The sequence below is a fragment of the Pseudomonas sp. PDM19 genome (assembly GCF_014852215.1).
GTDB lineage: Bacteria > Pseudomonadota > Gammaproteobacteria > Pseudomonadales > Pseudomonadaceae > Pseudomonas.
This window is the reverse complement of the sequence record NZ_JACVBG010000003.1, coordinates 528,347-547,697: the sequence shown is the minus strand read 5'-3', so window position 1 is coordinate 547,697 and position 19,351 is coordinate 528,347. Positions and strand designations below refer to the sequence as shown.

General features: G+C 64.9%; 17 protein-coding genes. 3 read left to right on the top strand and 14 right to left on the bottom strand.

Annotation, left to right across the window (positions count from 1 at the left end):
• Positions 1-19 precede the first annotated feature (19 nt).
• The 3 genes from zapE to IB273_RS18480 all read right to left on the bottom strand — a co-directional run bounded on the left by zapE (position 20) and on the right by IB273_RS18480 (position 3,236).
• Positions 20-1,114 (bottom strand): cell division protein ZapE, encoded by a 1,095-nt coding sequence (gene zapE, locus IB273_RS18490; RefSeq protein WP_081517474.1) that lies wholly within the window; start codon positions 1,112-1,114, stop codon positions 20-22.
• Between the two features lie 94 nt (positions 1,115-1,208).
• Positions 1,209-2,549: a tryptophan--tRNA ligase gene (locus tag IB273_RS18485; protein ID WP_192224726.1), complete on the bottom strand. Its 1,341-nt coding sequence runs from the start codon at positions 2,547-2,549 to the stop codon at positions 1,209-1,211.
• Positions 2,550-2,609: 60 nt separating this feature from the next.
• Positions 2,610-3,236, bottom strand: coding sequence for an alpha/beta hydrolase (locus tag IB273_RS18480; protein WP_192224725.1), 627 nt, complete (start codon positions 3,234-3,236; stop codon positions 2,610-2,612).
• 139 nt (positions 3,237-3,375) lie between these two features.
• On the opposite strand from IB273_RS18480, the gene IB273_RS18475 reads away from it, so the two are divergent.
• Positions 3,376-3,816: a YhcB family protein gene (locus IB273_RS18475; RefSeq protein WP_045209602.1), complete on the top strand. Its 441-nt coding sequence runs from the start codon at positions 3,376-3,378 to the stop codon at positions 3,814-3,816.
• A gap of 60 nt (positions 3,817-3,876) precedes the next feature.
• Here the strand turns inward: IB273_RS18475 and IB273_RS18470 are convergent, their stop codons facing one another.
• The 5 genes from IB273_RS18470 to cysD all read right to left on the bottom strand — a co-directional run bounded on the left by IB273_RS18470 (position 3,877) and on the right by cysD (position 11,032).
• Positions 3,877-6,333, bottom strand: coding sequence for a TonB-dependent siderophore receptor (locus tag IB273_RS18470; RefSeq protein WP_192224724.1), 2,457 nt, complete (start codon positions 6,331-6,333; stop codon positions 3,877-3,879).
• A gap of 102 nt (positions 6,334-6,435) precedes the next feature.
• Positions 6,436-7,416, bottom strand: coding sequence for a FecR domain-containing protein (locus IB273_RS18465; RefSeq protein ID WP_192224723.1), 981 nt, complete (start codon positions 7,414-7,416; stop codon positions 6,436-6,438).
• A complete protein-coding gene (locus IB273_RS18460; RefSeq protein WP_139791526.1) occupies positions 7,413-7,949 on the bottom strand; it encodes a sigma-70 family RNA polymerase sigma factor in 537 nt (178 codons plus the stop codon). Before IB273_RS18460 ends, IB273_RS18465 begins: the two co-directional genes overlap by 4 nt.
• Before the next feature lie 251 nt (positions 7,950-8,200).
• Positions 8,201-10,102, bottom strand: a complete 1,902-nt coding sequence (gene cysN, locus IB273_RS18455; RefSeq protein ID WP_192224722.1) for a sulfate adenylyltransferase subunit CysN — start codon at positions 10,100-10,102, stop codon at positions 8,201-8,203.
• A 12-nt stretch (positions 10,103-10,114) separates the two neighbouring features.
• Positions 10,115-11,032: a sulfate adenylyltransferase subunit CysD gene (cysD, locus tag IB273_RS18450; protein WP_045209600.1), complete on the bottom strand. Its 918-nt coding sequence runs from the start codon at positions 11,030-11,032 to the stop codon at positions 10,115-10,117.
• A gap of 336 nt (positions 11,033-11,368) precedes the next feature.
• Here cysD and mltB point away from each other — a divergent pair, with 336 nt between their 5' ends.
• Positions 11,369-12,466, top strand: a complete 1,098-nt coding sequence (gene mltB / locus IB273_RS18445; RefSeq protein ID WP_192224721.1) for a lytic murein transglycosylase B — start codon at positions 11,369-11,371, stop codon at positions 12,464-12,466.
• A gap of 54 nt (positions 12,467-12,520) precedes the next feature.
• Here mltB and IB273_RS18440 read toward each other — a convergent pair whose 3' ends face one another.
• On the bottom strand, positions 12,521-13,279 hold the full coding sequence (locus IB273_RS18440) for a Nif3-like dinuclear metal center hexameric protein (protein ID WP_081517466.1): 759 nt from the start codon (positions 13,277-13,279) through the stop codon (positions 12,521-12,523).
• A gap of 113 nt (positions 13,280-13,392) precedes the next feature.
• On the opposite strand from IB273_RS18440, the gene algW reads away from it, so the two are divergent.
• A complete protein-coding gene (gene algW, locus IB273_RS18435) occupies positions 13,393-14,541 on the top strand; it encodes a Do family serine endopeptidase AlgW (RefSeq protein WP_081517465.1) in 1,149 nt (382 codons plus the stop codon).
• Between the two features lie 69 nt (positions 14,542-14,610).
• On the opposite strand, the gene hisC is transcribed toward algW, so the two are convergent.
• The 5 genes from hisC to IB273_RS18410 form a co-directional block, all read right to left on the bottom strand.
• On the bottom strand, positions 14,611-15,666 hold the full coding sequence (gene hisC, locus IB273_RS18430) for a histidinol-phosphate transaminase (protein WP_192224720.1): 1,056 nt from the start codon (positions 15,664-15,666) through the stop codon (positions 14,611-14,613).
• Between the two features lie 3 nt (positions 15,667-15,669).
• Entirely contained in the window at positions 15,670-16,989 is a 1,320-nt protein-coding gene (gene hisD / locus IB273_RS18425) for a histidinol dehydrogenase (protein WP_192224719.1), read from the bottom strand.
• A 124-nt stretch (positions 16,990-17,113) separates the two neighbouring features.
• Complete coding sequence (hisG, locus tag IB273_RS18420) at positions 17,114-17,749, bottom strand: ATP phosphoribosyltransferase (RefSeq protein ID WP_081517462.1); 636 nt, start codon at positions 17,747-17,749, stop codon at positions 17,114-17,116.
• Positions 17,750-17,763: 14 nt separating this feature from the next.
• The gene (murA, locus tag IB273_RS18415) at positions 17,764-19,032 is read right to left on the bottom strand and encodes a UDP-N-acetylglucosamine 1-carboxyvinyltransferase (protein WP_081517461.1); all 1,269 of its coding nucleotides are present in this window, start codon (positions 19,030-19,032) and stop codon (positions 17,764-17,766) included.
• Positions 19,033-19,051: 19 nt separating this feature from the next.
• Entirely contained in the window at positions 19,052-19,291 is a 240-nt protein-coding gene (locus IB273_RS18410) for a BolA family protein (RefSeq protein ID WP_017518139.1), read from the bottom strand.
• Positions 19,292-19,351: the final 60 nt, after the last annotated feature.

Here is a 19,351-nt window from a genome sequence, read left to right as displayed (position 1 = left end):
TTTTTCGTTCATCCGACCATCAGGGACGGTGCGGGCGGCTCAGGTATTCGTGGGACTGCATTTCCAGCAGGCGGCTCAGGGTGCGCTGGAATTCGAACTCCAGGCGGCCACCGGTGTACAGGTCCTTGAGCTCGACCTCGGCGGAGAGGATCAGCTTGACGTTGCGGTCGTAGAACTCGTCCACCAGGTTGATGAAGCGGCGGGCCATGTCGTCCTTCGCCACACCCATCTGCTCGACGTTGGAAATCAGGATCGCGTGGAAGATCTTCGCCAGCTCGATGTAGTCGTTCTGGCTGCGCGGACCGTCGCACAGCTCGCGGAACTCGAACCAGGCCACGTCATCGCAGGTGATGCGCGCGCGGATTTCGCGGTTCTCGATCATCAGAGCGTCGTCGCGGGTGGCCGCGGCGCACTCCGGGGTCAGCGCCTTGAAGTCGCGGGTCATGGCCTGCTCGGCCTGCTCGGACAGCGGCCAGTGGTACAGCTCGGCCTGTTCCAGGGCGCGCAGGCGGTAGTCCACGCCGCTGTCGACGTTGACCACTTCGGTGTGCTGCTTGACCAGCGCGATGGCCGGCAGGAAGCGGGCACGCTGCAGGCCGTCCTTGTACAGGCCGTCCGGCACGATGTTGGAGGTGGCCACCAGGCTGACGCCGTTCTTGAACAGCTCTTCCAGCAGGGTCGCGAGGATCATCGCGTCGGTGATGTCGGAGACGAAGAATTCGTCGAAGCAGATGACCCGGGCCTCGTCGGCGAAACGCTTGCCGATGATGGTCAGCGGGTTCTTCTCGCCCTTGAGGGTCTTCATTTCCTCGTGGACGCGCTTCATGAAGCGGTGGAAGTGCGTGCGCATCTTTTGCTTGAAGGGCAGCGCCTCGAAGAAGGTATCCACCAGGTAGGTCTTGCCACGGCCGACGCCGCCCCAGAAGTACAGGCCCTTCACCGGCTCCTGGGACTTCTTGCCTAGCAGCTTGCCGAACAGGCCGGTCTTGCCCTTATCGGCGGCGACCAGGTCGTCGTAGAGGCGTTGCAGGTGCTTCACGGCGTTCGCTTGCGCGGCGTCGTGGAAGAAATCGGGGCGTTTCAGGTCTTCCTGGTAGCGCTGAAGAGGCGTCATGATCGGTAGCAAGGCAACGAAAACGGGGGCGCACACTTTAGCGGCGCCCCCGTTGCTTGGCAATTGGCCGGTAGTCGGACCGGCCTGCCAACCCTCACTCCTGCGGAGCGAGAGCCTCACGCAGGCGCTGCATGGCAGCGTCGCGTTCCGCGTCGGTGGAGAACTCCGGGCTGTACGCCACGGCTTCGCCATCCAGGCGCACGCTGAAGGCATTCAGCTCGGCGTGCAGGTCCAGCTCATCGGCTTGCAGGCGCTTGGTCACCTGGCCCGCGGCCTTGCCGTCGGCGAAGGCGATGGACAGCAGCAGTTGCTCGCCAGCGGCATCCAGCAGGCGGAAGCGGAAGCCGTCGTCCTCGCGGAAGCTGACGAAACGCGCGGCCTTGGCGACCTTCTTCTTGCCTTCGCTGGCCACCTGCACCTGCTCGCGGAACGAGCGCAGGCCGACGGATTCGCGCAGCTCGCCGAGGAACGGAGTAGCGATGCGACGAGCCTTGGCGGCACCGGCCAGGAGGATGTCCTCCAGGTCGGCCGGGCGGGTGATCAGTGCGTGGTAGCGCTCGCGGGCCTCGCCCAGCTCGTTGTCGAGCAGTTCGAACAGGCGCTGCTTGGCCTCGCCCCAGGCCAGACCGCCGAGCAGCTCGGCGCGGAACGCAGCCTGTTGCTCGTGGGTGGAGAACGCCTGGTACAGGGTGAACAGGTGCGAGTTGTCCGGGTCCTTCGGCTCGCCCGGCGCGCGGGAGTCGGTGACGATGCGCGCCACGGCGTCCTTGAGCTGCTTGGCGCTGCCGAACAGCGGAATGGTGTTGTCGTAGCTCTTGGACATCTTGCGACCGTCCAGGCCCGGCAGGGTCGCCACGTCTTCCTCGATCACCACCTCGGGCAGGGTGAACAGTTCCTTGCCGTTGCCGAACAGGTGGTTGAAGCGCTGGCCGATGTCGCGGGCCATCTCGACGTGCTGGATCTGGTCGCGGCCGACCGGCACCTTGTGGGCGTTGAACATCAGGATGTCCGCGGCCATCAGCACCGGGTAGCTGTACAGGCCCATGGTGACGCCGGCGTCCGGGTCTTCACCGGCCTCGACGTTCTTGTCCACCGAGGCCTTGTAGGCGTGGGCGCGATTGAGCAGGCCCTTGGCGCTGACGCAGGTGAGCAGCCAGGTCAGTTCGGGGATTTCGGGAATATCGGACTGGCGATAGAAGGTCGCCTTGTCAGCATCCAGGCCGCAGGCCAGCCAGGTGGCGGCGATCTCCAGGCGCGAACGCTGGATGCGCGCCGGATCATCGCACTTGATCAGCGCGTGGTAGTCGGCCAGGAAGTAGAAGGAGTCTGCCTGCGGATCGCGGCTGGCAACGATGGCCGGGCGGATGGCGCCGGCGTAGTTGCCCAGGTGCGGAGTACCGGTGGTGGTGATGCCGGTCAGGATACGGGTCGTCATGGGAATCCAGGAATCAACACAAATGAAAGGGCGGGCCGGATGGTAACGCGGCTGGCCAACCTAGGCGAGCCGGGCCTGTATCAGGTCCTTGAGCTCGATCAGCTTGCCGTGGAAGAAATGGCTGCACTCGGGGATGCGGATCAGTTCGTGGGGTTTGCTCAGCTCGGCGCTCCAGGCATACACGCGCTCGGGAGTGACCACTTCGTCGGCCTCCGGCTGGATCACCGTGAGCGGGCAGCGCTCGGGCAGGTCGACGTCGAAACGCTCGACCGGCGGCGCCAGCATGAACAGTTGCGCAAGGTCAGCGCCCTCTTCTTCCAGGCGCTTGGCGGCATTGCCGGCCACGCAGGAGCCGAAGGAGAAGCCCATCAGCGTCAGCGGCAGCCCCGGATGCTGCTCGGCGAGCCAGCGCGCAGCGGTCAGCGCATCGTCGATCTCGCCGCGGCCTTCGGCATAACTGCCGGCGCTCTGACCCACGCCACGAAAATTGAAACGCAGGGTGGCGTATCCTGCATCCCGTGCGGCGCGCTGCAGGGTGGCGACCACCTTGTTCTGCATGGTGCCGGCGAACAGCGGATGCGGATGACAGATCAGCGCGACGCCCCTGGCGTCGGGCGTGGCGAGGTGCAGGGCTTCCAGCTGGCCGTCGGGGCCGTCGAGGAACAGGGGGATTTCGCGGGTGGTCAAACAACAGCTCCGTGACCCCGTGGCGGGTCGTCTCGTCTAGCTCAATACCTGCGCAGGCGGCGAAGCATTCGCCACGGTATACAAGCACAGGTGCAAGCCGCTAACGTAAAGCAAAGCCGTCTATAGAGGAAGGATTCGCGTGGAACAGTCCCTCACCACCTGGTTGCTGCCGCTACTCGCCCTGATCGTCGGGGTCGGCATCGGCTTTCTGATCGCCCGCCTTCTGCCCAACGCCGCGCCCAACAAGCTGCAGCGTCAGGTAGACGACATGCAGGATCGTTTCGATAGCTACCAGCGCGAAGTGGTGACCCACTTCAGCACCTCCGCCAGCCTGATGAAGAAGCTCACCCAGAGCTATCAGGATGTGCAGGAACACCTGTCCGAAGGCGCCGAGCGCCTGGCCCTGGACGAACAGACCAAGCAGCGCCTGCTGGCCGCCCTGCACGCCGACGAGTACCCCGAGCGCCGCGAGCGGCTGACCCCGCCGGCAAACAACGAAGCGCCGCGCGACTATGCGCCCAAGACCGGCGACGGCCCGGGCACCCTGGACGAGACGTACGGGCTGAAGAGCAAGTACTGATACCTCGCGCCAAAGAAAAAGCCCCGCCGATGCGGGGCTTTTTCATTCATGCGGCCAGGATTACCAGCGGAAGGTGACGCTACCCAGCAAGGTGCGCTCCTCGCCCCAGTAGCAGCGCCCGGCGTTGTTGCAGCCAGCGACGTATTCCTTGTCCAGCAGGTTCTTCGCGTTCACCTCGGCGGACCAGTGCTCGTCGAGCTGGTAGCCGACGAGCGCGTCCACCAGGGTCACGTCGCCGGTATCCAGCTTGCCGTACAGCGACGCCGGGGTGTAGGCGAATGTGCTGTCGAAGTGGCGTACGCCGCCGCCCACACGCAGGCCTTTGAGATAGCCATCGAGGAAGCGGTAGGTGCCCCAGGCCGAGGCCTGGTTGCGCGGCACGCCGGTCATCTGGTGGTCCTCCAGCAGCGAGCCGGGGGAATCCTTGGTGATCCGCGAGTCGGTGTAGGTATAGGAAGCTGTCAGGCTGAGGTTCTCGGTGATATCGCTGTTGACCTCCAGCTCCAGCCCCTTGGAACGGCTTTCACCCACCTGCCGGTAGTCGCCGACCGTGCTGTCGTAGATCACGTCGTCGGTCTTGCGCAGGTCATAGACCGAGGCGGTCATCGAGGTGTTCCAGCCCTTGGGCTCGTACTTCACGCCGACTTCGTACTGCTCGCTGGTGGTCGGGTCGAGGGTGCCGGACTTGCTCGACGTCTGCTGGGTCGGTGCAAAGGCCGTGGAGTAGCTGACATAGGGCGACAGGCCATTGTCGAACTGGTACATCAGGCCAGCCTGCCAGGTGAAGTCATGGTCCCAGTAGTCGAGGTCGGCCAGGCCGTTGGTGGTACCGGCGCGGTTGCGGTATTGGCTGTTGACCTCGTCGAGGCGCCCGCCAAGCAGGGCGATCCAGTTGTCATAGCGCGTCTGCAGCTGGCCATAGAGGCCGTACATCTTCTGCTCCAGCAGCGCGTCCTGCACGTGGATCGGCGTGGTCGGCTTGGTCGTCCACACCGGATCGAACACGTTGACCGAGCCGCCGGCGCCCGCGTCCCAGTCCTGGTTGAACGAGGTACGGTCGAAGCTCGCCCCCACCAGCACGGTATTGGCCAGTTCGCCGGACTGGAAATGCCCCTCGAACTGGTTGTCCAGCGAGTAGGTCATCGACTTGTTGTAGCGGTCGTAAGCGGTGTTGTTGACGTTGGTGCCGAAGCCGCCGTTGTTCAGGTTGCCCGGCCACATCTCGCGGCGGTCGATGCGCGACTGCATGTAGCGCGAGTTCTGGCGGAACTGCCAGGTGTCGTTGAACTGATGGCTGAACTCATAGCCCAGCGTCCAGGCCTCGCGTTCGAACTTGTCCCAGTCCGGGTTGCCGGACAGGGTGTCCTTGTCGATCTTGCCGTTGGGGTTGTGCAGCAGGGTGCCGGCTGCCGGGTAGCCCAGCTCCATCAGCGTGCGGTCGCGCTGGTAGGTCGAGAGCAGCGTCAGCGAGGTCGCATCGTCGAAGTTGAAGGTCATCGACGGGGCAATGTAGATGCGGTCATCGGGCTGGTGATCGACCTGGGTGTCGGAGTCGCGGCCGAGCATCACCACGCGACCGAGGATATTGCCCTCGTCGGTCAGCGGGCCGGAGACGTCGACGCCCAGCTGCTTGCGGTCATGGGAGCCGTAGGTCAGCTGGACCTCGCCGCGCGGATCGACGGTCGGGCGCTTGCTGACCAGGTTGACGATGCCACCGGGTGCATTCTCGCCGTAGAGGATCGAGGTCGGGCCGCGAAACACCTCGACACGCTCCAGGCCATAGGGCTCGCTGGTGGTGTCGTAGCGGTTGCCTTGCACGCGCAGACCGTCGCGCAGCAGGCCGTAACCCCAGTCGGTGGCATTGAAGCCGCGAATGAAGAACAGGTCGCCGGCCAGACCATCACCGGCGGCGAACGGCGGGGCAAAGATGCCCGGTACGTAGCCCAGCACATCGGTAAGGGTCTGCGACTGCTGGTCCTCCATGCGCTGGCGGGTCACCACCGAGATCGAGCGCGGCGTCTCCGCCAGAGGAGTGCTGGTCTTGCCCGCGGTGGAGCTGACCTTGGCGTTGTAGCCGTTGTCGTCCGCTGGCTCACCGCTCGTACCGCTGCCGATGATCGAGGTCGAATCCATCTGCAGCACGGTGCCGTTCGGGTCCGGTTGCAGCACGTAGCCACCGGACTCCTGCGGCACCGCCTGCAGGCCCGTGCCATCGAGCAGCAACGCCAGGGCACGCTCGACGCTGTAGCGACCATCAAGGCCCTTGCTGGACTTGCCGGCAGTCAGATCGTTGTGGCCGACCAGGTAGATTCCAGCCTGGCTGCTGAACTGGTTGAGCGAGGTCGCCAGGGCGCCCGGCGCGACGTGGTATTCGCGCAGAGCGGCCTGCTCCGTGCCAGAGGCCGCCTGGGCGGGCGAGCTCAGGGGCAGCGCAGCGACGCTGCAGAACGACAACGAGATGGCCAGCGCCAGCGGCCGCCGGGCGAAGCGGCGCGAGGTGGAAGTGGGCGAGTACATGGAATTCCCTGGTTCGGTGCAGTGGGTAAAAGTGCGTTTCCATGGAGTGACCGAACGGGAAACTGAAAAGGGAACCGCTGCGGAAAGTTTTTTCGCGATACCTCAGGCTGACTCAATGCTGACCCACCAGGGCGTCAGACGCCGGACCTGCACCGGCAACGCCGCCGCCAGCAGACGCAGCGCCTGATCGCTGTCGTCCAGCGGAAAGGCGCCCATCACCGGCAACTGCGCGACTGCCGGATCACAGCCCAGATAACCGTGGCGATAACGCCCTAGTTCCTCGACCAGTTGCCCCAGCGACATGTTCTCGGCGGTGAGCACATGGCGTACCCAGGACTCCCCTGCCGTCTGTGCTGGCGACACCTCGCCGATGGCGAGGCGCGTGAAGTCGACGCGCTGGCCGGCCTCCAGCACCTGCCGCTCGCCGCTGTCCGCCGTATGAATCTCCACTGCGCCGCTGTAGACATTGAGGCGCGTGGCGTCGCCCAGTTGCCTGACCGCGAAGCGCGTGCCCAGCGCGCGCAGGCGCCCCTGCTCGGTGTCGACGAGGAAAGGCCGCTGCGCGGCATCCCTGGCGGTGTCCACCAGGACTTCGCCGAAGCGCAGGCGCAGCAGGCGCTGGTCCGGGCCATAGTCGGCGTCTACTGCGCTGATCGCCGCCAGCCAGAGGTGTGTGCCATCGGCGAGGATCGCCTCGCGAGTCTCGGCGGTAGTGGTGCTGTAGTCCGCGCTCCAGCCCTGCACCAGCCTTGGCAAGGCGGTACCGCGCCAGGTGCCCCAGCCGAGCAACAGGCCGCCACTGAGCACCAGCAGGCTCTTGAGCCCCTGGCGGCGTGAAAGCTGACGCTCGCCGCTGGTCTTGAGCACCCGCCCTGCCAGTTGCCTCTCGCCCTGCAAAGGGGCGAAGCGTTGGCCTATGCGCTCGACGTAATGCCAGGCGGCCTGGTGCTCGGCGTGCAGGTCGAACCACTGGCGCCATTGTGCGTGGAGTTGCGCGCTGGGATTTTCATCCTGCAGCAGCACGTACCAGTTCGCCGCCTGCTGCAGGCTCGCGTGGCTGAGTTTGTCGTCGTGGCCGTTCACTCCACCAGCACTCCGTCCAGCTCGGCTTCCAGTACCGCACAATGCAGGAAGGCCTGGGCGAGATACTTCTTCACCATGCGCTCGGACACCCCCAGCTCCCCGGCGATTTCGCGGTACGGCCAGCCATCGATCTGCGCGAGCAGAAAGGCCCGGCGCACCCTGGCGGGCAGACGCAGCAGCATCGCGTCCACCTGGTGCAGAGTTTCCAGGATCAGCGCCAGTTGTTCGGGCGACGACTGCACCGCTTCGGGCTGCGCGGCCAGGGATTCCAGCCAGGCCAGCTCAAGCTGCTGGCGGCGCCACTGGTCGATCACCAGGCCGCGGGCAATGGTCGCGAGGTAAGTTCGCGGCTGGTCGAGATACACCGCGACGCCCTTGGCGCGCGTCATGAGCACACGCAGGAAGGTATCCTGGGCGAGGTCGGCGGCGCGCTGCGAGCAGCCGGTCTTGCGCCGAATCCAGCCCTGCAGCCAGCCATGGTGATCAGCATAGAGGCGGTGGATGTCGTGATCCGCGAGTTGTGTACGACCCAATAGCGACACCGCCACACCTGCTATTTAGCAAATAATAATCAGTCTCATTATTAGACAGCATGCAGGTCGGCGGCAATAGCTATCTGCCAGTGAACGTTCGCGAGTCGTCTCGGGTCTTTGTGCAGGAGCGAGCTTGCTCGCGAACATTGCCTGGACAGCATGGTTTCAGGAGGTTCGCGAGCAAGCTCGCTCCTACAGAGAACAAAAGAAAAGCCCCGCAGAAGCGGGGCTTTTTCACAACGCGGAGGCGATCAGATCGCGCCGCGCTGACGGAGCAGGTCGAGGACTGCCTTGACGCCCTCTTCCACCGACTGGCTCTGGGTGTCGATCACCAGATCGGCATCCAGCGGCACGTCGAACGGGAAGGACTCGCCCGGGATGTTGTCCTGGCCGGCGGCGTACAGGCCCTGCGGATCACGCTCACGGCAGACCTGCGGGGAAGCCTGGACGTAGACGGTGATCAGGCGCTCGGCGCCGATCAGCGACTTGGCGCGCTCGCGACCCTCGGAGCTCGGGGCTACGAAGGCACACAGGCTGATCAGTCCGGCTTCGTTGAACTGACGGGCCACATGAGCGGTGCGCAGCCAGTTCTCGGTACGACCGGCGCGATCCTGCGGCAAGCCCTTGTTCAGGTCATGACGCAGGTTCTGGCCGTCCAGCACATAGACCGCGCGGCCCATGTCGAACAGCTTGCGCTCCAGGGCGTAGGCCAGAGTGCTCTTGCCAGCGCCGGAGAGGCCGCTGAACAGCACGGTAGCCGGCTGCTGGCCGAAGCGCGCAGCGCGCTCCTCACGAGCTACGTGGGCGTTCGCACCATGGTGAGCGACGGTGCCGTGGCTCGACTGCGGTGCAGCGATGATCATGCCGGCGCCGACAGTGCCGTTGGTCAGGCGGTCGATGACGATGAAGGCGCCGGTGGTGCGGTTCTGGTCGTAGCCGTCCAGCGCGATCGGTGCATCCAGGCTGACCTTCACACGGGCGATCTCGTTGAGCTTGAGTTCGCTGGCGGCGGTCTCTTCCAGGGTGTTCACATCCACCTTGTGGCTGATGCTCGGAATCGAGCCCGGCACGTAGCTGGTGGCGCGCTTGATGTCGTACTTCTTGCCCGGCAGCATCGGTTCTTCGGCCATCCACACCAGCATGGCGTCGAAGCCGTCGGTTACCTGCGGACGGTTGTCGGCGTGAACCAGCATGTCGCCGCGGGAGACGTCGATCTCGTCTTCCAGGGTCAGGGTGATCGCCTGACCCGGTCCGGCCTGCTCCAGCTCACCTTCAAAGGTGACGATGGACTTGACCTTGCTGCCCTTGCCCGACGGCAGGGCGATGACTTCGTCGCCCTTGCGCACGATGCCGCTCGCCAGGGTGCCGGCGAAGCCGCGGAAGTTCAGGTTCGGACGGTTGACGTACTGCACCGGGAAGCGCATGTCGTCAAGGTTGCGGTCGCCCGCGACTTCCACGGTCTCGAGGATTTCCATCAGCGACTGGCCGGTGTACCACGGCGAGCGCTCGGACTTGTTGACCACGTTGTCGCCCTTCAGCGCCGACATCGGCACGAAGTGCAGGGAGTTGGTCTTGAGGTTGATCTTGTCGGCGAACTGCAGGTAGTCGGCCGTGATCTGCTCGAAGACGCCCTCGTCGAAGCCCTTGAGGTCCATCTTGTTGATGGCGACGACGATGTGCTTGATGCCCAGCAGCGAGGCGATGAAGCTGTGCCGGCGAGTCTGGGTCTGCACGCCGTAGCGGGCGTCGATCAGGATGATGGCCAGGTCGCAGGTGGACGCGCCGGTGGCCATGTTGCGGGTGTACTGCTCATGGCCGGGGGTGTCGGCGATGATGAACTTGCGCTTGGCAGTGCTGAAGTAGCGGTACGCCACGTCGATGGTGATGCCCTGCTCGCGCTCGGCCTGCAGGCCGTCGACCAGCAGCGCCAGGTCGACGTCATCGCCGGTGGTGCCGACTTTCTTCGAGTCGCGGGTGATGGCCTCGAGGTGGTCCTCGTAGATCATCTTGGAGTCGTGCAGCAGGCGCCCGATCAGGGTGCTCTTGCCGTCGTCGACGTTGCCGCAGGTGAGGAAGCGCAGGAGTTCCTTGCGCTCGTGCTGGGCCAGGTAGGCGAGGATGTCCTCGCTGATCAGATCGGATTGATGCGACATGGTGCGAGAACCTTAGAAGTAGCCCTGACGTTTCTTTTCTTCCATCGAACCGGCGGCATCGTGGTCAATGACCCGGCCCTGGCGTTCGGAAGTTCGCGTCAGCAGCATTTCCTGGATGATTTCCGGCAGCGAAGTAGCGGTGGACTCCACCGCGCCGGTCAGCGGGTAGCAGCCCAGGGTACGGAAACGCACCATCTTCTTCTGGATGCTGGCCTTCTGCTCGGGCGTGAGGTGCTCGAGGATGCGCTCGTCGTCGATCATGATCAGCGAGCCGTTCATCTCGATGACTTCGCGCTCGGCGGCGAAGTACAGCGGCACGATCGGGATCTGTTCCAGGTAGATGTACTGCCAGATGTCCAGCTCGGTCCAGTTCGACAGCGGGAAGACGCGGATCGACTCGCCCTTCTTCACCTTGCCGTTGTAGACGTTCCACAGCTCCGGACGCTGGTTCTTCGGGTCCCAGCGGTGCTTGCTGTCACGGAAGGAGTAAACGCGCTCCTTGGCGCGGGACTTCTCCTCGTCGCGGCGGGCACCACCGAAGGCGGCATCGAAGCCGTGCTTGTCGAGGGCCTGCTTGAGGCCTTCGGTCTTCATGATGTCGGTGTGCTTGGCGCTGCCGTGGGTGAACGGGTTGATGTCCTGAGCCACGCCATCGGGGTTGATGTGGGTGATCAGGTCCAGGCCCAGTTCCTCGACCATCTTGGTGCGGAAGCTGTACATCTCCTGGAATTTCCAGCGGGTGTCGACATGCATCACCGGGAAAGGCAGCTTGCCGGGGAAGAAGGCCTTGCGCGCGAGGTGAAGCATCACCGCGCTGTCCTTGCCGATCGAGTACAGCATCACCGGGTTGTCGAACTCGGCGGCGACCTCGCGGATGATGTGGATGCTCTCGGCCTCCAGCTGTTTCAGATGCGTCAGTTTGTCGACCATGGCTACTCACGGAATTGCTTATGGACGGCCGGCGGGCCGTAGACGAGCGCGCACTCTATCACAGCGCAAGGCTCTAACCGGCGGGCCGGTTATACCGAAAAAATATACCGATATAGCCATACGCGCTCAGTGCGAACACCGCTTTCAACCGGTGTCTGAAGGTCTGCCGCCGAGGCGCTCGAACGAGGCTCAGCAAAGGCCCAAATGCCATCTCGGAAACAACCTCGGGACTTTTCCTGCAACAGAGTCAGCGACTTCTACGATGCTCTCCCGGCTTGTGCCCGGCCGGCACTGCGCTAGCATAGCGGCACGTTTTCCTGTCCCAGAAGATTTCCCATGCGCCGCATCGCTTTCGCCCTGCCCCTGCTTGTCCTCATCTCCGCGTGCAGCAGCAAACCGACTCCCGCCCCGCAGCCGGCCCAGAAGCCGAAGACGCCGACCGTGATCACGCCCAGCGCCCATCCGGCGTTCGGCTCGGTGCAGCCGATTACCCCGCTGCGCGGCGACTTCGCCGGCAACGCCAGTGCCCAGCGCTTCATCGACCGCATGGTGAGCCAGCACAACTTCAACCGCCAGGACCTTCAGGACCTGTTCGCCCAGACCCGCGAGCTGGACTGGGTGATCCGCCTGATGGACCGCCAGGCGCCGACCTACACTCCGCCCAGCGGCCCGAATGGCGCGTGGCTACGCTACCGGAAGAAGTTCATCACCCCGGACAACGTGCAGAAGGGCGTGCAGTTCTGGGACCAGTACGAAGCCGACCTGCAGCGCGCCTCACGCACCTATGGCGTGCCGCCGGAAATCATCGTCGGCATCATCGGCGTGGAAACCCGCTGGGGCCGCGTGATGGGCAAGACGCGGATCATCGACGCGCTGGCCACCCTCTCCTTCTCCTACCCGCGCCGCGCCGAGTTCTTCAGCGGCGAGCTGGAGCAGTTCCTCCTGCAGGCACGCAAGGAAGGCGACAATCCGCTGGAGATGCGCGGCTCCTATGCCGGCGCCATGGGCTACGGGCAGTTCATGCCCTCCTCGTTCACAAAATACGCGGTGGACTTCGACGGCGACGGTCACCGCGACCTGTGGAACCCGCGGGATGCCATCGGCAGCGTGGCCAACTACTTCAAGCAGCACGGCTGGGTGACTGGGGACGCGGTGGCAATCCCGGCGATCGGCCAGGCGCGCTCGCTGGAAGACGGCTTCAAGACCCAGTACCCCATCAGCGTACTGGCAAACGCCGGGCTGCGTCCGCAGGGCTCGCTGGGTAACCATCAGAGCGCCAGCCTGCTGCTCCTGGACATGGGCAACACCTACCAGTACTGGTACGGCCTGCCGAACTTCTACGTGATCACCCGCTACAACCACAGCACGCACTACGCCATGGCGGTGTGGGAGCTGGGCAAGGCGGTCGACCGCCAGCGCCACGGCTACCGCTGAGGCGCACACAAAAAAGCCGGCTCGACGAGCCGGCTTTTTCATGGCACCGGAAAATCAGGCCGGGTTCGGGCAATCGATGAACAGGTGCTCGATGGCGAAGCGCCTGGCCAGGTAATCCCCCAGCGCCTGCACGCCGTAGCGCTCAGTGGCGTGGTGGCCGGCAGCGATGAAGCTGATGCCGTTCTCCCGCGCGCTGTGCACGGTCTGCTCGGAGACTTCGCCGGTCAGGTAGGCATCGACGCCAGCGGCAATCGCCTGATCGATGTAGCCCTGGGCGCCACCGGTACACCAGGCGATGCGGCGGATCGGCTGGCCGCCATCCACCAACAGCGGCTCGCGGCCCAGCACGTCGCGCACATGCAGGGCCAGATCGCTCGGCAGCATGGGTTCGGCGAGCGAGCCGACCAGCACGATGGAGCGCGGATTACCCGGCTCCAGCGGCCCTTCGATCTCGAAGCCGAGCTGGCGACCCAGTTGCACGTTATTGCCCACTTCGCCGTGAAGATCCAGTGGCAGGTGATAGGCCAGCAGGCTGATGTCGTTGTTCAGCAGGGTCTTCAGGCGACGCTGCTTCATGCCCACCACGCGGGCATCCTCGCCCTTCCAGAAATAGCCGTGGTGGACCAGCACCACATCGGCGCCTGCTTCCACGGCAGCATCCAGCAGCGCCTGGCTGGCGGTGACACCGGAAACGATACGGCGCACCTGCGGACGGCCCTCGACCTGCAGGCCGTTGGGGCAGTAATCCTGGATCTTCGCCGCGTCGAGAAAACGGTCCGCTTCCTCGACCAGCGTACTCAGTGCGATTGCCATCGAAATTCCTCCAACATCGGCTGCGAGCGTCTATTTTCTTGGCTCGCCGCCCGTATAATGGCCGCCACCCTATCGGCCATCCCCCGGCCAAGCAACCCCAAGGATTTTCTTCGATGCTGAAGGCCCTGCGTTTCCTCGGCTGGCCCGTGCTGGTTGGCGTCCTGTTGGCGCTGCTGATCATCCAGCATAACCCGCAATGGGTCGGCCTTCCGCAGCAGGAAGTGCACCTGCAGCAGGCCCCGCTGCTCAGCCGCCTGCAGCAGGGCCCGGTCAGCTACGCCGACGCCGTGACACGCTCCTCGCCGGCCGTGGCCAACCTCTACACCACCAAGATGGTCAGCAAGCCGAACAACTCGATGCTCGACGACCCGCTGTTCCGGCGCTTCTTCGGCGATAACCTGCCGCAGCAGAAGCGCATGGAGTCGAGCCTGGGTTCGGCAGTGATCATGAGCCCGGAAGGCTACCTGCTGACCAACAACCACGTGACCTCCGGCGCCGACCAGATCGTCGTGGCCCTGCGCGACGGCCGCGAGACCATCGCCCGCCTGGTGGGTAGCGACCCCGAGACCGACCTCGCGGTACTGAAGATCGACCTCAAGGACCTGCCCTCGATCATGCTCGGCCGCTCCGACGGCATCCGTACCGGCGACGTCTGCCTGGCCATCGGCAACCCCTTCGGCGTCGGCCAGACCGTCACCATGGGCATCATCAGCGCCACCGGCCGCAACCAGCTGGGCCTGAACACCTACGAAGACTTCATCCAGACCGACGCGGCGATCAACCCGGGCAACTCCGGCGGCGCACTGGTGGACGCCAACGGCAACCTGATCGGCATCAACACCGCGATCTTCTCCAAGTCCGGCGGCTCCCAGGGCATCGGCTTCGCCATCCCGACCAAGCTGGCCCTGGAGGTCATGCAATCGATCATCGAGCATGGTCAGGTCATCCGCGGCTGGCTCGGCGTCGAAGTCCAACCGCTGACCCCGGAACTGGCCGAATCCTTCGACCTCAAGGACAAGGCCGGCATCGTCGTCGCCGGCGTCTACCGCGACGGCCCCGCCGCCAAGTCGGGCCTGCTGCCGGGCGACATCATCCTGAACATCGATGGCGAGGCCGCCAGCGATGGCCGTCGCTCGATGAACCAGGTTGCGCGCACCAAGCCGGGCGAGAAAATCACCATCGAGGTGCTGCGCAACGGCAAGCCGGTGACGCTCAACGCCGAAGTCGGCCTGCGCCCGCCGCCCGCTCCCAACGGCAACTGATGCCGCTCTCTTTTCCAGAACAATGAAAAACGGCGCCCGAAGGCGCCGTTTTCTTTTCCAGCGAATGCCTTACAGCTTCAGCCGCAGGGCATCGATCAGAGCCTGGTTCTGCTCCTCGGTGCCGATGCTGATGCGCAGGAACTGGTTGATCCGCTGCTGCTTGAAGTGACGCACGATCACGCCCTCCTCGCGCAAGGCCGCGGCCAGTTCTGCGCCGTCGCGCTGCGGATGGCGGGCGAAGACGAAGTTCGCCGCCGACGGCAGTACCTCGAAGCCCAGGGTCTTGAGCTCGGCCACCAGCTTTTCGCGGCTGTGGATAACCGCGTTGCAGGTCTGTTCGAAATAGGCCTGGTCCTCGAAGGACGCCACCGCGCCGGCCAGCGCCAGGCGATCCAGCGGATAGGAGTTGAAGCTGTTCTTCACCCGCTCCAGCGCTTCGATCAGGTCTTCGTGGCCAACCGCGAAGCCGACCCGCAGGCCCGCCAGCGAACGGGACTTGGACAGGGTTTGCGCCACCAGCAGGTTCGGGTAACGGCTGACCAGGGAAATCGCGGTCTCACCACCGAAGTCGACGTAGGCCTCGTCCACCAGCACCACGCTGTCCGGGCTCGCTTGCAGCAGGCGCTCGATGGCTTCGAGCGGCAGCAGGCAGCCGGTGGGCGCGTTGGGGTTGGGGAAGATGATGCCGCCGTTCGGACGCGCGTAATCCTCGACACGAATCTGGAACTGCTCGTCCAGCGGCAGGGCTTCGAAGTCGATGCCGTAGAGGCCGCAGTAGACCGGATAGAAGCTGTAGGTCACGTCCGGGAACAGCAGCGGCTTGCCGTGCTGGAACAGCGCGTGGAAGGCATGGGCCAGGACTTCGTCCGAACCGTTGCCGACGAAGACCTGGGAGGTCTTCACGCCGTGGTACTCGGCGATGGTCTGCTTCAGGCGGTCGGCGTTCGGGTCCGGGTACAGGCGCAGCGTGTCGTTCAGCTCGGCCTGGATCGCGGCGACCACCTTCGGCGACGGGCCGTAGGGGTTCTCGTTGGTGTTCAGCTTGACCAGTTTGGCCAGCTTCGGCTGCTCGCCCGGAACGTAGGGCACCAGTTCCTTGACGAAGGGACTCCAGAACTTGCTCATCGGTTACTCACACTTGTCCAGAATGCGGAATTCGGCGCTGCGCGCGTGGGCGGTCAGCGACTCGCCACGGGCCAGGATCGAGGCGGTCTTGCCCAGCTCGGAAGCGCCCGGCGCGGAGCAGAAGATGATCGAGGAGCGCTTCTGGAAGTCATACACGCCCAGCGGCGAGGAGAAGCGTGCGGTGCCGGAGGTCGGCAGCACGTGGTTCGGCCCGGCACAGTAGTCGCCCAGCGCCTCGGCGGTGTAGCGGCCCATGAAGATGGCACCAGCGTGGCGAATCTTCGGCAGCCAGCTTTCCGGGTCGGCCACCGACAGCTCCAGGTGTTCCGGGGCGATGCGGTTGGCGACCTGGCAGGCCTGTTCCTGATCGGCGACGAGGATCAGCGCGCCACGATTGGTCAGCGACGTGCGAATGATCTCGGCGCGTTCCATGGTCGGCAGCAGCTTCTCGATGCTCGCGGCGACCTTGTCGAGGAAAGCGGCGTCCGGGCTGACCAGGATCGACTGGGCGTCCTCGTCGTGCTCGGCCTGGGAGAACAGGTCCATGGCGATCCAGTCCGGATCGGTGCCGCCGTCGCAGACCACGAGGATTTCGGAGGGGCCGGCGATCATGTCGATGCCGACCTGGCCGAACACATGGCGCTTGGCGGTGGCGACATAGATGTTGCCCGGGCCGACGATCTTGTCCACCTGCGGCACGCTCTCGGTACCGTATGCCAGCGCGGCCACGGCCTGGGCGCCGCCGATGGTGAAGACGCGGTCGACGCCAGCGATGCAGGCCGCCGCCAGGACGATCTCGTTGATCTCGCCACGCGGGGTCGGCACCACCATCACCACTTCGGCAACGCCGGCGACCTTGGCCGGAATGGCGTTCATCAGCACGGACGACGGGTAGGACGCCTTGCCGCCCGGCACGTACAGGCCGGCGCGGTCCAGCGGGGTGACCTGCTGGCCGAGCACGGTGCCGTCAGCTTCGGTGTAGCGCCAGGAATCCTGCTTCTGCTTCTCGTGGTAGCTGCGCACGCGTTCGGCGGCAACTTCCAGGGCTTCGCGCTGGGCCGGGGTGATACGGGTCAGGGCCAGTTCCAGGCGCTCGCGCGGAAGGATCAGGTCGGCCATGGTCTTGGCATCGACACCGTCGAAGCGCTGGGTGAACTCGACCACGGCGGCGTCACCGCGCTTGCGCACGTCGGCGATGATGTCCAGGACGCGCTGGTTCACCGACTCGTCGGACACGCTTTCCCAGGAGAGCAGATGGTCCAGATGACGCGCGAAGTCCGGATCGGCGGCGTTGAGTCGACGGATAGCGAAGGGTGCGGTCATAGCTGGCCTCTTTAATTGGCATGATCTCGGGCGCCGCAAGACTATCAAGCCTTCCGTGCGGGCACCCGAGAAAATTTGGCTATGACACGGATAGGCGGGCGCGGCGGGGAGGCCGCGCGGGAAATTACGCCCGGTGTCGAGACTCCACCGCTTCGCGCAGGGTGTCGATCAGGGCCTGGATGCGCGCGTGCTGCATCTTCATCGAGGCTTTGTTCACAACCAGGCGCGAGCTGATGTGCGCGATCATTTCCTGGGGTTCCAGGCCGTTTGCACGCAGGGTGTTGCCGGTGTCGACCACGTCGATGATCTTGTCGGCGAGGCCGACCAGCGGTGCCAGCTCCATGGAGCCGTACAGCTTGATCACGTCGACCTGGCGGCCCTGTTCGGCGTAGTAGCGCTTGGCGACATTGACGAACTTGGTGGCCACGCGCAGGCGCCCCTTGGGTTCCGGCGCGCCGACCGCACCGGCGGTCATCAGCTTGCAGTTGGCGATCTTCAGGTCCAGCGGCTCGTAGAGGCCCTGGCCACCGTACTCCATGAGCACGTCCTTGCCCGCGACGCCGAGGTCGGCAGCACCATGCTCGACGTAGGTCGGCACGTCGGTGGCGCGCACGATCAGCAGGCGCACGTCATCGAGGGTGGTGGGGATGATCAGCTTGCGGCTCTTGTCCGGATTCTCGGTCGGCACGATGCCCGCCGCTGCAAGCAGCGGCAGGGTGTCGTCGAGGATACGGCCCTTGGACAGGGCAATCGTCAGCATGGTCTGGCTCAGCCCTAGCCCGGCACGCGGCGAATCTTCGCCCCGAGCAGTTGCAGTTTCTCTTCGATGCACTCGTAACCACGGTCGATGTGGTAGATGCGGTCGATCATGGTATCGCCGTCGGCCACCAGGGCTGCGATCACCAGGCTGGCGGAAGCACGCAGGTCGGTCGCCATGACCGGTGCGCCCTTGAGCTGCGGAACGCCGGTGACGATGGCGGTGTTGCCCTCGACCAGGATCTGCGCGCCCATGCGGTTCATCTCGTAGACGTGCATGAAGCGGTTCTCGAACACGGTCTCGATGACCGCGCCGGTGCCTTCGGCGATGGCGTTCAGGGAGATGAACTGGGCCTGCATGTCGGTCGGGAATGCCGGGTACGGCGCGGTACGGAGGTTCACCGCCTTCGGTCGGCTGCCCTTCATGTCCAGCTCGATCCAGTTGCTGCCGGTGGTGATGTGCGCGCCGGCTTCGACCAGCTTGGCCAGCACGGCCTCGAGGATGGTCGGATCGGTGTCCTTGAGCTTGACGCGGCCACCGGTGGCCGCCGCGGCGACCAGGTAGGTACCGGTCTCGATGCGGTCGGGCATGACGCTGTACTTGGCGCCGCCACCCAGGCTTTTCACACCGTTGATCACGATGGTGTCGGTACCGGCGCCCTGCACGTCACCGCCCATGGCGTTGATGAAGTTGGCCAGGTCGACGACCTCGGGCTCACGCGCGGCGTTTTCCAGCACGGAGCGGCCATTGGCCAGGGCCGCGGCCATCATGATGTTCTCGGTACCGGTCACGGAGACGGTATCGAAGAAGAAGTGCGCGCCCTTCAGGCCGCCGGCCGGAGCCTTGGCCTTGATGTAGCCGCCTTCGACATCGATCTGCGCACCCATGGCTTCCAGGCCACGGATGTGCAGGTCCACCGGACGCGAGCCGATGGCGCAACCACCGGGCAGCGCGACTTCGGCTTCACCGAAGCGGGCGACCATCGGGCCGAGTACGAGGATCGACGCACGCATGGTCTTGACCAGCTCGTACGGCGCCACCAAGGTCTTGATGGTGCTGGCATCGACTTCGACGTTGAGCTTCTCGTCGATGATCGGCTGCACGCCCATGCGACCGAACAGCTCGATCATGGTGGTGATGTCGTGCAGGTGCGGCAGGTTGCAGACGGTCACCGGGGTGTCCGCCAGCAGGGTCGCGGCGAGGATCGGCAGCGCCGAGTTCTTTGCGCCGGAGATGCGGATCTCGCCATCGAGACGAGTGCCGCCGGTAATGATCAGTTTATCCATTGCTATTTTCCCCGTGGGCTCAGGAACGCTCGGCCCAGGCGGCGCGGCTGAAGAATTTCATGGTGACGGCATGGATGGCGCCGGAGGCGATCCACTCGTTCAGGTGGGCATAGATCTGTTGCTGGCGCTTGACCGGGCTCAGGCCGGCGAGCTCGTCGCTGATCAGGTTCAGCTGGAAATTGCAGCCTTCGCCTTCCACTTCGATCTGGGTACCTGGGAGTTTCGATTCCAGGAAGTTTTTGACTTCTACGGCCTGCATGCTCAACCTCGTTCGGCGCCCTACGCGCGCGGGTCGGCCATGATACAAAAAAGCCCCCCG